The organism is Streptomyces sp. NPDC058955 (assembly GCF_042741435.1).
GTDB lineage: Bacteria > Actinomycetota > Actinomycetes > Streptomycetales > Streptomycetaceae > Streptomyces.
Genome location: NZ_JBHYKM010000058.1, coordinates 1 through 13,177, shown reverse-complemented (window position 1 = coordinate 13,177; position 13,177 = coordinate 1). Strand labels below are relative to the sequence as shown.

The window sequence follows — 13,177 nt, the reverse complement described above, 5'->3', positions numbered from 1 at the left end:
GTCTGTTCACGGCGGTCCCCGGCGTGTTCCATGGGCGGATGACGACCGTACGACGTGCCGTGCTCACCCTCCCCGCGGCCCCGCTCGGCCCGGACAACCCGCTGCCCGCCCTCCGCACCCCCGGCCCGGCGCACGCGCTCGGTCCCGCCGAACTCGCCGCGCTGCCGCGCGAGATGGCGCGGGGCATCGGCCGGGCGCCGCTGCGCAGCCTGCTGCCCGCCCCGGTCCGCGACGGCTACGGCCGGGACCGCCCGGAGCGCGCGCTCGACGCCCTCGTCCTGGAGAACGACCGGCTGCGGGTCACCGTGCTGCCGGGGCTCGGCGGCCGGGTCCACTCCCTCCACCACAAGCCCACCGGCCGCGAACTCGTCTACCGCAACCCCGTGTTCCAGCCCGCCGCCTTCGCCCTCAACGGCGCCTGGTTCTCCGGCGGCATCGAGTGGAATACCGGCGCCACCGGCCACGGCACCCTCTCCTGCGCCCCGCTGCACGCGGCGACCGTCCCCGCCCCGGACGGCACCCCGATGCTCCGCCTCTGGGAGTGGGAGCGGCTGCGCGACCTGCCGTTCCAGGTCGACCTGTGGCTGCCCGAGGGCTCCGACTTCCTCCTCGTCGGCGTCCGCGTCCGCAACCCGCACGAACGGCCCGCGCCCGTCTCCTGGTGGTCCAACACCGCCGTCCCCGAGCGCCGCCGGATCCTCGCCCCCGCCGACACCGCCTGGCACCACGGCTACGACCGCGGGCTCCGCAGGGTCCCCGTCCCGGCGGGCGAGGACGGCACCGACCGCTCCCGGCCCGGGCACAGCACCCACGCCGGCGACTGGTTCTACGACCTGCCGGACGGCGGCCGGCGCTGGATCGCCGCCCTCGACGAGGACGGCACCGGCCTCGTCCAGACCTCCACCGACGGGCTGCGCGGCCGCAAGCTCTTCGTCTGGGGCACCGGCCCCGGTGGCCGCCGCTGGCAGGAATGGCTCACCGCCCCCGGCACCGAGGGGTACGCCGAGATCCAGGCCGGACTCGCCCGCACCCAGCTCGAACACCTCGAACTCGCCCCCGGCTCGGAGCTGAGCTGGCTGGAGGCGTACGGGCCGCTGGCCGCCGATCCGGGCACCGCGCTCGGCACCGACTGGGCCGCCGCCCGCGCGGAGGCCGAACGCGCCCTGGACCTGGCCCTGCCCCGTACCGCCGTCGACGCCGCGCACACCGCCTGGCGGGAGCGGGCCGCCGACACCGACCCGGCGCCGGACGCGGTCCTGGCGGCCGGCTCCGGCTGGGGCGCCCTCGAAGTCCTCCGCGGCGGCCTCGACCTGCCCGGCACCCCCTTCCCGGAGGCCACGCTCGGCGCCGAGCAGGAACCCTGGCGGGACCTGCTGCGCACCGGCGTCCTGCCGCCGCCCGCGAAGGGCGCCGTGCCGCTGCCGCCGCAGGTCGGCCCCGCCTGGCGGGACATGCTGGAGACCGCGCCCGCCGACCCGTCCACCGAGTACCACCTCGGCATCGCCCAGTGGCACGCCGGCGACCGGGCCCAGGCGGTCCGCAGCTGGGAGCGGGGCCTGGCCGGGGCGGCGGTCCGCTGGCCGCTGCTGTACTGCCTCGCCGTCGCCGACCGTGAGGAGGGGCATCCGGAGCGGGCCGCCCACCGCTTCGCCGAGGCGTGCGCGGAGCTGGACGGGACGGTGGACGGACCGGCCGCCGTCACCGTGGCCGCGGCGCTGACCCGCGAGGCCGTCGAGGCCCAGCTGGCGGCCGGCCGGCCCGAGCGCGCCCGCGCCCTGTGGCGGGCGCTGCCGGAGGAGGTGCGCGACCGGGGCGCGTTCCGGCTCCTGGAGGCCCGGCTCCTGCTCGCCGAGCGGCGGCCGGACGAGGCCCGCGCCGTCTTCGACGCGGGCTTCGAGGTCCCCGACCTGCGCGAGGGCGCCGAGATCCTCGGCGACCTCTGGTCCCGGCTCACCGACGAACCGCTCCCGGCCGTCTACGAGTTCCGCATGCGTCCCTGAGGGCGGGTCAGGGGACGCGGCACAGGATCTCGCCGTGCGGGACCAGGAACCAGGCGTCCTCCCGGGTGCCCCACTCGCGCCAGGCCGCGGCGACCTCCGCCAGCTCGGCGCGGGTGGCATGGCCGCCCTCGACCGCCAGGTCCGCGTAGGACGAGGCGGTCGTGCGGTCCGCCCACAGGCCGCTCCACCAGGCCCGCTCCCCGGGTCCCGCGAAGGTCCAGGCGCTCCCCGAGGCGGCGACGTCGGCGAACCCGGCCTCCCGGGCCCAGGCGAACAGCCGCCGTCCGGCGTCCGGTTCGCCGCCGTTGGCGCGCGCCACCCGGTGGTACAGGTCCAGCCAGGCGTCCAGCACGGGCCGTTCGGGATACCAGGCGAAGGCGCCGTAGTCGCTGTCCCGGGCCGCCACGACCCCGCCCGGCCGGCACACCCGGCGCATCTCGCGCAGCGCCTGGACCGGGTCGCCCACGTGCTGGAGCACCTGGTGGGCGTGGACGACGTCGAAGGAGTCGTCGGGGAAGTCCAGGGCGTGCACGTCGGCGACGGCGAACTCCACGTTCTCCAGGCCCCGTTCGCCGGCCGTCGCCCGCGCCTTGTCGAGGACGTCCTCGGCGCTGTCGACGGCGGTGACCCGGCCCGGGGCGACCAGCGCGGCCAGGTCGGCGGTGATGGTGCCGGGCCCGCAGCCGACGTCCAGCACGTCGAGCCCCGGGCGCAGTTCGCCCAGCAGGTAGGCCGCCGAGTTGGCGGCGGTGCGCCAGGTGTGCGAGCGGAGGACCGACTCGTGGTGGCCGTGGGTGTAGACGGCGGTCTCGCGGGCCTGGGTCCGCTCGGAGGCGTGCGTCATGGAACCGACTCCCTCGGTGTGGGTACGGGGCTCCACCGTAGGGCCACCTGACGCATGGTGAGACGGGTGTCTTGCCATGCGGACGGGAAGGAGGGGCGGGCCGGGGAAATCCGGACTGGAGTTGGCTTCTAGAAAGGACTTCTATATGTTTCCCTCGGGGGGGACGCGCGACGGGGGGCGCGTACCCGCGGGGGCGGCCCGGACCGTTGGGGGAGACCGGGCCGCCGCCGCGCTTTTTTCGCGTTTCTCCGCACGCATCTCCGCGCGTTCCTCCGTGCTTCTCTCCGGGCTCCTCGCCGCCTCTCCTCCCGTCACCTCCCGTCACCTCCCGTCACCTCCCGTCTTTCCTCCCGCGCCGGGCTTCCTGTGACAGCCTCGTGAACGGGTGGCCGGAACCGGACGCCACCGCCCCGCGCGCGCCTACGATCGCCCCGCCGCCGTCCGGCGGTCCGACCCGTGACCGTGCCGAGGAGTCCCGTGCCGAACCCGCCCGCGCCCGTCCGCCGTACGCTCCTGAAGGGCCTCGCCGCCGCCCCGGCCGCGGCCCTCCTCGGCGGCTCCCTCACCCCGGCGTCGGCCGCCCCCGCCGCCCCCGCCGCCCCCGGCATCGTCAAGCCGCTGCCCGAGGCGCACTTCACCGTCCGCGGCACCAACGCCGAAGCCCGCTTCGACGCCTTCGGCGACACCGGCTTCCTCACCCCCGCGGACCGCTTCTTCGTCCGCAACCACACCACCACCCCGGTCCTCGACGCGCAGGACTGGCGGCTCACCCTCTGGGGCGACGGACTGCACGGCCGCGCCCCCGTCCACTTCACCTACGGGCAGCTCCGCGACCTGCCCTCCGTCACCCGGACGGCCCTCGTCGAATGCGCCGGCAACGCCCGCAGCCTCTACACCACCCAGCAGGGCCAGGCCGTCTCCGGCACCGCCTGGACCCTCGGCGCCGTCGGCGCCGCCCGCTGGCGCGGCGTCCGCCTCGGCGAGGTGCTGCGCCGCGCCGGACTCGCCCACGACGCCGTCGACCTGATGCCGCGCGGCCTCGACGACCCGTACGTCTCCGGCGGCACCGACCACGGCCGGGTCCGCCGCCCGCTCCCCGTCGCCAAGGCGCTGGACGACGTGATCCTCGCGTACGAGATGAACGGCGAGCCCCTCCCGTACGACCACGGGCACCCCGTCCGGCTGATCGTGCCCGACTGGGTCGGCATCGCCTCCATCAAGTGGCTCGGCGACATCGAGGTCTCCACCCGTCCGCTGACCAGCCCCTGGTCCACCGACTGGTACCGGCTCCTCGGCGAGGCCCACCCGCCCGGCGGCAGCGCCCCGCTCACCCGGCAGACCCTCAAGTCCGGCTACCAGCTGCCCTTCGGCGCCACCCTGGAGGCCGGCCGCGTCCACCGGCTGACCGGCCGCGCCTGGTCCGCCCACGCGCCCGTCCGCTCCGTCGACGTCTCCACCGACGGTGGCGCCACCTGGCGTCCCGCCCGCCTCCACGACGGCCCCCGGCGCGGTGCCTGGGTCCGCTGGTCGGCGCCCTGGCGGCCGGAGCGCACCGGGCCCGTCACCCTGCTCTCCCGCACCACCGACGCCGCCGGGAACGTCCAGCCCGACCGGGCCGTCCACAACACCCAGGGCTACCTCTTCGACGCGGCCGTCCGTCACCCGGTCGCGGTCGTCTGACGAGGCACACCCGGGCGAACCTCCGTATAAAGGGCACGGGGACGCCGTGCCCGGCGCCCCCGTGCGCTCAGGAGGTACGGGACATGCGGGAGACGGCTCCGGAAGGCCGCGGCCCGGTGCGCTACGGACCTCCCGCGCCCGAGAGCGGCCGGCCCGTCCCCCCGGGGCTCGCCGCGCTCCTCGCGGCCGCCGCCGGACGGACCGACCCCGAACCGCCCGGCGGCGGCCCCGTCCTGCGCGAGGCCGCCGCGGGCTACTGGTGGCGGCGCGGCCTGCGCGGCCACGCCGAGGACTCCCTCGCCGCCCCCGGCGCCCCCGCCCTGCTCCTCGCCCTCCTCGCCGCCCACGGCGGCGACGTGCTGCTGCCCCGGCCCTGCCCCGCCTGGTGGACCCCGCAGATCCGCCTCCTCGGCCGGCCCGCCTACCACGTGCCCACCACCGCCGAGGCGGGCGGCGTCCCCGACCCGTACGCCCTCCTGGAGACCGTCCGCCGGGTCCGCGCCGAGGGCGGCGACCCCCGGGTGCTGCTGCTCTCCGTCGCCGACGACCCGACCGCCACCGTCCCCCCGCCCGAACTCGTCCGCGAGAGCTGCGAGGCCGCCGTCGCCGAGGGCCTGCACGTCATCAGCGACGAGACCTGGCGCGACACCCTCCACCACCCCCGCGACACCGTCCTGCTCAGCCCCGCCGAGATGTGCCCCGACGACGTCACCGTGCTCGCCGACCTCGCCGGCGGCGGCCTCGTCCCCGCCTCCTGGCCCTGCGCGATCGCCCGCTTCCCGCCCACCGGCGCCTCCCGCGCCGACCGGTACGGCGACCCCCGCGCCCGCGCCCTCGACGTCCTCACCGCGCTCGGCGCGGTGCTCCCCGCCCCCGTCGCCCCGGCCGCCGCCCACGCCCTCGACGAACCCGAGGACGTCTCCGTACCCGCCCTGCGCGCCGCCGCCGCCCACGGCCGGCTCGCCGCCGCCGCGCACACCGCCGTCCTCGCCGCCGGGGCCCTCGCCCGGCCCCCGCAGGCCGGCCGCCACCTCTACGCCGACCTCGGACCGCTCCGCCCCGGGCTCGCCGCCCGCGGCGTCACCGACTCCCTGGAACTGGAGCAGTACCTCACCGCCCGCCTCGGCCGGCCCGTCCCCGGCGGCCACCGCTTCGGCGACGAACTCGGCGCGCTGCGCGTCCGCCTCGACACCGGACCGCTGCTCGGCGCCACCCCGCCCGAGCGCGCCGAGTCCCTCGCCTCCCGCGCACCCGAAGAACTGCCCCAGGCGGTACGGGCGCTGGCCGAACTGACCGCCGCCCTCGACGCCCTCGCCGAGCCGCCCACCGCCGAGCCGCCCACCGCCGAGCCGCCCACCGCCGAGCCGCCCACCGCGCAGAACGGAGCCCGCAGATGACCGAACGGACGGCCCGCCCCGCCCCGGCTGCCGGGGCCCCGCACCGGCCCGCGCCCGCCACCCTCCCGACGTCCGTGCTCCAGCCGCTCGGCCGGCTCCGCGCGGACTGGCCCCGCACCTTCGCCGACCGGCTCACCGCGCCCCTGCCCGGCGTCCGCGCCCTCGCCCGGCTCGCCCGCGAGGGAGCCGTACGCCCCCGGCGCGAGGGGCTGCGGGACGTGCCGCTGCTGCCCTTCGAGCCCGGCCCGCTGCCGCCCGCCGGACCCGGCACGGTCGCCGTCACCTGGGCCGGGCACGCCAGCTGGATCGTCCGCGTCGGCGGCCTCACCGTCCTCACCGACCCGGTCTGGTCCCGCCGCATCTTCGGCACCCCGGCCCGGCTCACCCCGGTCGGCGTCCGCTGGGAGGACCTGCCCCCGGTCGACGCGGTCGTCATCAGCCACAACCACTTCGACCACCTCGACGCCCCGACCCTCCGGCGCCTCCCGCGCGCCACCCCGGTCCTCGTCCCGGCCGGGCTCGGCCGCTGGTTCCTCCGCCGCGGCTTCACCCGCGTCACCGAGCTCGACTGGTGGGAGGCGACCGAACTCGACGGCGTCCGCTTCGACTTCGTCCCCGCCCACCACTGGTCCAAGCGGACCCTCGTCGACACCTGCCGGTCCCTCTGGGGCGGCTGGGTGCTCACCGACACCACCGGCCGGCGGGTCTACTTCGCCGGGGACACCGGTTACGGCCACTGGTTCGCCGAGATCGGCCGCCGCCACCCCGGCATCGACCTGGCGCTGCTGCCCATCGGCGCCTACGACCCCCGCTGGTGGCTCAGCGACGTCCACACCGACCCGGAGGAGGCCGTCCGCGCCCACCAGGACCTGGGCGCCCGCCGGATGGCCCCCATGCACTGGGCCACCTTCGTGCTCTCCTCCGAACCCGTCCTCGAACCCCTCACCCGGGTCCGGGCCGCCTGGGAGCGCGCCGGGCTGCCCCGCGAGGACCTGTGGGACCTCCCGGTCGGCGGCTCACGCGTCCTCGTGCCGTAGGACGCCCTCCCGGCCGCCGTCGCGGTCGCCGCGGCCGCCCCGGATCCGCCGCCACGCCACCGGCACCGCGCTGATCAGCAGCGTCAGACCGACCGCCGCCACCACGCCCTGCCACGGCTCCGGGAAGAGCGAGCCGCCCAGGATGCCGATCAGCTGGTACGTCGCCGCCCAGGCCAGACAGGCCGCCGCGTCGCCCCGGGCGAACCGGCGCAGCGGCATCCGGGCCAGCAGGCAGGCCAGCATCACCGGGATCCGGCCGGCCGGGACCAGCCGGGACAGCACGAGCACCGACACCTGGTGGGTGTCCAGGCGCTCCTGCGCGTGGGCCAGCCGGTCCGGCGTCACCCGAGAGCGCAGCGCCGCCAGCCAGCGCGAGCCGTTCCGCGACCGGACGCCCCGCTGCCCCAGCCAGTACAGCGCCAGATCGCCGAGGAACGCGGCGAGCGAGGCCAGCAGGAAGACGAAGAGCAGCGAGAAGGGCGACGACTGGTGGAAGGCGACCACGGCCGCCGAGCTGACGATCGCCCCCGTCGGCACCACCGGCACCAGCGCGCCCAGCGCCACCAGCAGGAACAGCGACGGATAGCCGACCGCCTGCTGGGTCGACTCCGGCGGCAGGTCCCGCAGGGCGGCGAGGAGCGTCACCGGGCGACCTCCGGCCGCACCCGCTCGCCGTGCCCCAGCCGGTGCACCGCCACCTTCGGCGCGAGCCGGGCCGCCTGCCGGACGAACTCGTCGCCCGGCGCGTGGAACTCGTGCGGCCGGACCCCGTCCAGGCCGATCGGCCAGTACGTGCCGTAGTGCACCGGCACCGCCGCCGCCGGCGAGAGCGCCGCCAGCGCCTGCGCCGCGCGGCCCGCGTCCAGGTGCCCGTGCCCCAGGTACGGGCCCCAGCCGCCCACCGGCAGCAGCGCCACGTCCACCGGTCCGACCGCCTCCGCCATGGTGTCGAACAGGCCGGTGTCCCCGGCGAAGTACGTCCGGGCCTCGCCCTCGACGACGTACCCGAGCGCGGGGGAGCGGTGCGGGCCGAACGGCAGCCGCCGGCCGTCGTGCAGCGCCGGCACCGCCCGTACGGTCACGCCCTCCACGGTCACCTCGTCGCCGGCCGCCACCTCCGTCAGCCGCAGCCCCGCCGCGGCCAGCCGGCGCAGCCCCGGCACGGCGTCGGGCGCGCCGCGCGGCACCACCAGCCGGGTGCCCGGCGCGAGCCGGGCGAGCGACGGCAGGTGCAGGTGGTCGGAGTGCAGATGGGAGACGAGGACCGCCTCCGCCACGGCCGCCTCCGGGGGCGGCGGGGCGCCGCGGCGGCGGCGCAGGTGCGCGAGGCGCCGCGCGAACAGCGGGTCGGTGAGGAACCGGACCCCGGAGTCCTCGACCGTGCAGGTCGCGTGCCCCCACCAGGTGACCTCCACCGCATGCCGTCCTTCCCTCGCCCGTCCGCTCCCCGTCGCCGAGAGTCCTGTCGTCGAGAGTAGAGGCCCGGCGGGCCTCCCGTGCGGCACCGCAGGGCAGTAGGGTCGGCGCATGAACGACGTCCGGGTCGCGGCGATCGCCAGCCTCACCCCGCTCGAAGAACTCGATTCCCACCCCTTTCTCGTCGACACCCGCGGCCAGTACGCGGTGTGCGCCCGCTGGGCCGCCGAACGGGGGTACGTCCTCACCCGCCAGCTCCTCTTCTACGGAGTCCGGCCCGACCACGACGAGCTCTGGGCCGACGTCGAGTCCGGCGCGGTCGACCTCTTCGTGGCCGCGAACGAGGGCGTCCTGGCCCGCGCCGTGACCTCGGTCCCGGCGTTCCGCGCGGAGTGCGCCCGGCGGGGCGTCCGGGTGGAGACGGCCGACGCCCCGCCGCCCGCCTACGACTCGGCCGCCCGGGCCGCGGTCCACCGGCGGCTCTCCATGCCGACCGCCGGCTACGACGGCACCTGACGCCCCGGCACGCGATCCGTGCCCGGCCGACGTGCCTTCCGCCACGCGTGGGTAGGTGTGTCAGGGTAGGGGGACGTTTGGGTGAAAGGTGACGGGTGGCGTGGGCGACGGGCGAAGGGGCGGCACCGACCGCTGGCGCACCGCGGGGCGGACGGCCGTCCGGGTGCTCACCGTGTGGGCCGTGTCGACGGTCACGCTGCTCGTGCTCGCCGGGCTGCTGCCGGACTTCCAGCTGCAGTCCGCCGACGGCGACAGCCTCACCCGCACGGCCCTCACCGCCGCGTCCGCGGCCGGCGCGTTCGGTCTGCTGACCGCGCTCGTCTGGCCTCTGGTGGTCCGCGCGCTGCTGCTCGTCCCGGCGCTCGTCCTCGGGACGCTGGTCTTCTTCCTGAACGGCTCGCTGCTGCTGGTCGCGCTCTGGCTGATCCCGGACGGGCGGGGCGCCGCCGACCCGGAGACCGCGGTCGTCGTCGCGGCCGTGATGTCCGCCGTGGCGTCCGCGACCTCCACCGCGCTCGCGGTGCGGGACGACGACGCGTACCGGCGCCGGCTCTACCGGCTGACCGGCCGCACCCGCCCCCGCGACCCCCGCACCGTCCCGGCGCCGCCGCCCGGCACGGTCTTCCTCCAGCTCGACGGGGTCGGCCACGCGGTGCTGCGGGCCGCCGTCGCCGACGGGCTGATGCCGACGGTGGCGGGCTGGCTGGACGCCGGACACCGGCTCACCCCCTGGCGGACCGACTGGTCGAGCCAGACCGGCGCCAGCCAGCTCGGCATCCTGCACGGCAGCAACGAGGACGTGCCCGCCTTCCGCTGGTACGAGAAGGACACCGGCCGCCTCATGGTGTCGAACCGGCCGGCGAGCGCGGTGGAGCTCCAGCGCCGGGCGGTCCGCCGCACCGGCGACGGCGGGCTGCTCACCCTGGACGGCGCCTCCCGGGGCAACCTCTTCAGCGGCGGCGCCGACCAGGTGGCGCTGGTGCTGACGGTGGCGGCGCGCCGGGGCCGCCGCAACCGCTCGCGCGTCGGCTACTTCGCGTACTTCTCCGACCCGGCCAACGCGGTCCGCACCGCCGGCTCCTTCGTCAACGAGGTGGTGCGCGAGGTGGCCCAGTCGGTGCGGGCCAGGATGCGCCGGGAGACGCCCCGGATCCGGCGCGGCGGCACCTACCCCTTCGTCCGCGCCTTCGCCACGGTGATCGAGCGGGACGTGGTGGTCGCCGCGGTGATGGGCGACATGCTCGCCGGCCGGACGGCGGTCTACGCGGACCTGGTGGCGTACGACGAGGTGGCCCACCACTCGGGCCCGCGGGGCCGCGACACGGACCAGGTGCTGCGCCGGCTGGACCGCTCGCTCGGGCTGATCGCCCGGGTCGCCGAGCACGCCCCCCGGCCGTACCGGATCGTGCTCCTCTCCGACCACGGGCAGAGCCCGGGGGAGACCTTCGCGGGGGCGTACGGGCTGACGCTGAAGGACCTGGTCCGGGCGGGCTGCGGACTGCCGGTGCCGCGCCGGGTGGGCCGGACGCGCAGCGGCGCGGAGGCCCGGGACGCTGCTCGGGACGCGCTGCGCAGCGCCCTGCACCGGCCGGTGGAGACGGGCGAGGAGACCGAGCGGGAGCTGCCGGCCCGGCCCTCGGAGCCGGTGGTGCTCGCCTCGGGGAACCTGGGCCTGGTCTCCTTCCCGGACGTGCCGCACCGGATGACGAAGGAGGAGATCGACCGGCGCCACCCGGCGCTGCTGCGGACCCTGGCGCAGCATCCGGGGATCGGCTTCCTGCTGGTGGCGAGCGCGGCGCACGGCGCGGTGGTGCTGGCGGCGGACGGGGTGGAGGTGCCGGTGGCGGAGCTGGCCGACGACGGGCCGCTGGCCGTCTTCGGCCGGGGCGCGGCCGACGCGGTCCGGCGGACGAACGGCTTCCCGCACGTCGCCGACGTGATGGTCAACTCGATGTACGACCCGGCGACCGGGACCGTGCACGCCTTCGAGGAGCAGATCGGCTCGCACGGCGGTCTCGGCGGCGAGCAGGGGCACCCCTTCCTGCTCTCCCCGCCGGAGCTGTCGCCGCCGGTCGGGGAGGGCGAGGAGCTGGTGGGCGCGGAGCGGGTGCACCGGGTGCTGCGCCGCTGGCTGCGGGAGGGCGACGGGCCGCAGGTGCCGGTGGACGCGGCGGCGGGCGCTCCGGAGATTTCCCCGTCGGGGGCCGAAGCGGAATCAGTTCTTCCGGTCGAGGGGCGGGTCCTGCCGGACAAAAACCGCTGATTTGGACGGGTGTTCGCCGTACCCGACCATGGTCCGGTTCCGGAGGATTGTCCGGTACTGCACGACGGAAGGCGCACCACCCCATGACCACGGCCCCCACGGCCCCCGCCGCTCCCACGGCCCCCACCGACCCGCACGGCGAGCCGGGCCGGCAGCACGCCCGGCGGTTCGGGCTGCCCATCGCCACGGCCCTGGTCATGGGCAACATCATCGGCGGCGGCATCTTCCTCCTCCCCGCCTCCGTCGCCCCCTTCGGCACCATCAGCCTGGTCGCCTTCGGCGTCCTCACCGTCGGCGCCCTCGCCCTCGCCCTGGTCTTCGGCGGGCTCGCCCGCCGCCACCCGATGACCGGCGGCCCCTACGTCTACGCCCGCGAGGCGTTCGGCGACTTCGCCGGCTTCCTCGCCGCCTGGTCGTACTGGATCACCACCTGGGTCTCCAACGCCGCCCTCGCCGTCGCCGCCGTCGGCTACCTCGACGTCCTCGTGCCCGTCCACGAGTCCACCGCCGCCACCATCGCCGCCGCCCTGCTCCTCCAGTGGCTGCCCGCGCTCGCCAACCTCGCCGGCACCCGGTACGTCGGCGCCGTCCAGCTCGTCGCCACCGTGCTCAAGTTCGTCCCGCTGCTGCTGGTCGCCGTCGGCGGGTTCTTCTTCTTCGACAGCGCCAACCTCGGCCCCTTCCGGGCCGGCGACGAGAGCGCCCTCGGCGCGGTCTCCGCCTCCGCCGCGATCCTGCTCTTCAGCTACCTCGGCGTCGAGTCCGCCGCCGTCAGCGCCGGCGAGGTCCGCGACCCGCGCCGCAACGTCGGCCGCGCCACCGTCCTCGGCACCCTCGCCGCCGCCGGGCTCTACCTGCTCACCATGGTCTCCGTCCTCGGCACCGTCCCGCACGACGCGCTGGTCTCCTCCTGCGCCCCCTTCGCCGACTCCGTCAACCTGATGTTCGGCGGCTCCTGGGGCGGCGTCGCCGTCGCCTGCATGGCCCTGGTCTCCATGGTCGGCGCCCTCAACGGCTGGACCCTGCTCAGCGCCCAGACCCCGTACGCCGCCGCCCGCGACGGCCTCTTCCCGCAGGTCTTCACCGTGAAGCGGCGCGGCGTGCCCACCGTCGGCGTCGTGGTGACCGTCGTCCTCGCCTCGCTGCTGACCGTGTACAACTACACGGCCGGACCGAGCGGCGTCTTCGAGATCCTGGTCCTCGTCACCACCTTCACCGCCACCGTCCCCTACCTGCTCTCCGCCGCCGCCCAGCTCTACTTCCTGCTCTCCGGCCGGGCGGACCGGGTCCAGCGGTCCCGGCTGGTCCGCGACACCGTCCTCGCCCTCGCCGCCTTCGGCTTCTCCCTCTGGCTGGTCGCCGGATCCGGCTACGCCGCCGTCTACCAGGGCGTCCTCTTCCTCTTCGCCGGCGTCCTCGTCTACGCCTGGATGGCCGCCCGCAAGCGCGCCGCCGCCGGCACCCCCTGACCGGCGGGCTGGTCCAGGAGAGCGGATCTCCCCTCCGGGCCGAGGGGCCGCCCGCCCGGCGGGGCAGTACGGATAACCGTGAGCCCCGCACCCGCGCCGCACCCCGCGCCCGCCCCTCCGGCGGGCCGCCCGGCGCGCGTCCGGCGGCTCCTGCTCCTGGTCTGCGGACTGCTCCTCGTCGTCACCGCCCTGGGAGCCCCGACCGGCGAGGGCGCCGGGGCCGCCGCCGAACCCCGGCCGGCCGGCGCGCCCGCCGCCCCGGACCCGGCCGGCGAGACCTCCGAACCGGGGCCCGCCGAGGCTGCGCTCCCCGGCCGCACCCGGCACCGGCGCACCCGCGTCCGCCCCGTCCCGGCACCCCCGCACCCGCGAGGAGCACCGCCATGCCGTCGTCCGACCCGTACGCCGTCCTCCAGGCCCTGCTGCGCGCCGAGGCCGCCCGCGGCCGCCGCGCCGCCGAGCCCCCGTCCGAACCGGCCCCCGCGCCGGCCCCGGAGCCCGCACCCGCCCGCGCGGCGGCGCACCCGCACCGGGAGCCCCCGGCCCGCTGACCGC

General features: G+C 77.1%; 11 protein-coding genes. 8 read left to right on the top strand and 3 right to left on the bottom strand.

Features of this window, described 5'->3' with window-relative positions; genetic code table 11:
* The first annotated feature begins 38 nt into the window (after positions 1 to 38).
* Entirely contained in the window at positions 39 to 2,000 is a 1,962-nt protein-coding gene (locus ACFW1I_RS22010; RefSeq protein ID WP_384672530.1) for a DUF5107 domain-containing protein, read from the top strand.
* Positions 2,001 to 2,007: 7 nt separating this feature from the next.
* On the opposite strand, the gene ACFW1I_RS22005 is transcribed toward ACFW1I_RS22010, so the two are convergent.
* Positions 2,008 to 2,844, bottom strand: a complete 837-nt coding sequence (locus ACFW1I_RS22005; RefSeq protein ID WP_384672528.1) for a methyltransferase domain-containing protein — start codon at positions 2,842 to 2,844, stop codon at positions 2,008 to 2,010.
* Positions 2,845 to 3,321: 477 nt separating this feature from the next.
* Here ACFW1I_RS22005 and ACFW1I_RS22000 point away from each other — a divergent pair, with 477 nt between their 5' ends.
* The 3 genes from ACFW1I_RS22000 to ACFW1I_RS21990 all read left to right on the top strand — a co-directional run bounded on the left by ACFW1I_RS22000 (position 3,322) and on the right by ACFW1I_RS21990 (position 6,958).
* On the top strand, positions 3,322 to 4,524 hold the full coding sequence (locus ACFW1I_RS22000; protein ID WP_384672525.1) for a sulfite oxidase: 1,203 nt from the start codon (positions 3,322 to 3,324) through the stop codon (positions 4,522 to 4,524).
* Between the two features lie 83 nt (positions 4,525 to 4,607).
* A complete protein-coding gene (locus ACFW1I_RS21995; protein WP_384672523.1) occupies positions 4,608 to 5,921 on the top strand; it encodes an aminotransferase class I/II-fold pyridoxal phosphate-dependent enzyme in 1,314 nt (437 codons plus the stop codon).
* Entirely contained in the window at positions 5,918 to 6,958 is a 1,041-nt protein-coding gene (locus ACFW1I_RS21990) for an MBL fold metallo-hydrolase (RefSeq protein ID WP_384672521.1), read from the top strand. Before ACFW1I_RS21995 ends, ACFW1I_RS21990 begins: the two co-directional genes overlap by 4 nt.
* Here the strand turns inward: ACFW1I_RS21990 and ACFW1I_RS21985 are convergent.
* A complete protein-coding gene (locus ACFW1I_RS21985) occupies positions 6,938 to 7,603 on the bottom strand; it encodes a DedA family protein (protein WP_384672519.1) in 666 nt (221 codons plus the stop codon). The genes ACFW1I_RS21990 and ACFW1I_RS21985 overlap by 21 nt on opposite strands.
* Complete coding sequence (locus tag ACFW1I_RS21980) at positions 7,600 to 8,373, bottom strand: MBL fold metallo-hydrolase (protein WP_384672516.1); 774 nt, start codon at positions 8,371 to 8,373, stop codon at positions 7,600 to 7,602. The genes ACFW1I_RS21985 and ACFW1I_RS21980 overlap by 4 nt, the downstream gene beginning before the upstream one ends.
* 112 nt (positions 8,374 to 8,485) lie before the next feature.
* On the opposite strand from ACFW1I_RS21980, the gene ACFW1I_RS21975 reads away from it, so the two are divergent.
* The 4 genes from ACFW1I_RS21975 (at position 8,486) to ACFW1I_RS21960 (ending at position 13,173) form a co-directional block, all read left to right on the top strand.
* A complete protein-coding gene (locus tag ACFW1I_RS21975) occupies positions 8,486 to 8,890 on the top strand; it encodes a hypothetical protein (protein ID WP_384672513.1) in 405 nt (134 codons plus the stop codon).
* 100 nt (positions 8,891 to 8,990) lie between these two features.
* Complete coding sequence (locus tag ACFW1I_RS21970) at positions 8,991 to 11,153, top strand: phage holin family protein (protein WP_384672511.1); 2,163 nt, start codon at positions 8,991 to 8,993, stop codon at positions 11,151 to 11,153.
* Positions 11,154 to 11,236: 83 nt separating this feature from the next.
* Positions 11,237 to 12,622, top strand: coding sequence for an amino acid permease (locus ACFW1I_RS21965; protein ID WP_384672509.1), 1,386 nt, complete (start codon positions 11,237 to 11,239; stop codon positions 12,620 to 12,622).
* 383 nt (positions 12,623 to 13,005) lie between these two features.
* Positions 13,006 to 13,173, top strand: a complete 168-nt coding sequence (locus tag ACFW1I_RS21960; RefSeq protein ID WP_384672506.1) for a hypothetical protein — start codon at positions 13,006 to 13,008, stop codon at positions 13,171 to 13,173.
* Positions 13,174 to 13,177 lie beyond the last annotated feature (4 nt).

Bases quoted from the DNA above. Each gene is read 5' to 3' on its own strand.
- ACFW1I_RS22010 (WP_384672530.1), top strand. From the start codon at position 39: ATGACGACCGTACGACGTGCCGTGCTCACCCTCCCCGCGGCCCCGCTC.
- ACFW1I_RS22005 (WP_384672528.1), bottom strand. From the start codon at position 2,844: ATGACGCACGCCTCCGAGCGGACCCAGGCCCGCGAGACCGCCGTCTAC.
- ACFW1I_RS21995 (WP_384672523.1), top strand. From the start codon at position 4,608: ATGCGGGAGACGGCTCCGGAAGGCCGCGGCCCGGTGCGCTACGGACCT.
- ACFW1I_RS21990 (WP_384672521.1), top strand. From the start codon at position 5,918: ATGACCGAACGGACGGCCCGCCCCGCCCCGGCTGCCGGGGCCCCGCAC.
- ACFW1I_RS21975 (WP_384672513.1), top strand. From the start codon at position 8,486: ATGAACGACGTCCGGGTCGCGGCGATCGCCAGCCTCACCCCGCTCGAA.
- ACFW1I_RS21965 (WP_384672509.1), top strand. From the start codon at position 11,237: ATGACCACGGCCCCCACGGCCCCCGCCGCTCCCACGGCCCCCACCGAC.
- ACFW1I_RS21960 (WP_384672506.1), top strand. From the start codon at position 13,006: ATGCCGTCGTCCGACCCGTACGCCGTCCTCCAGGCCCTGCTGCGCGCC.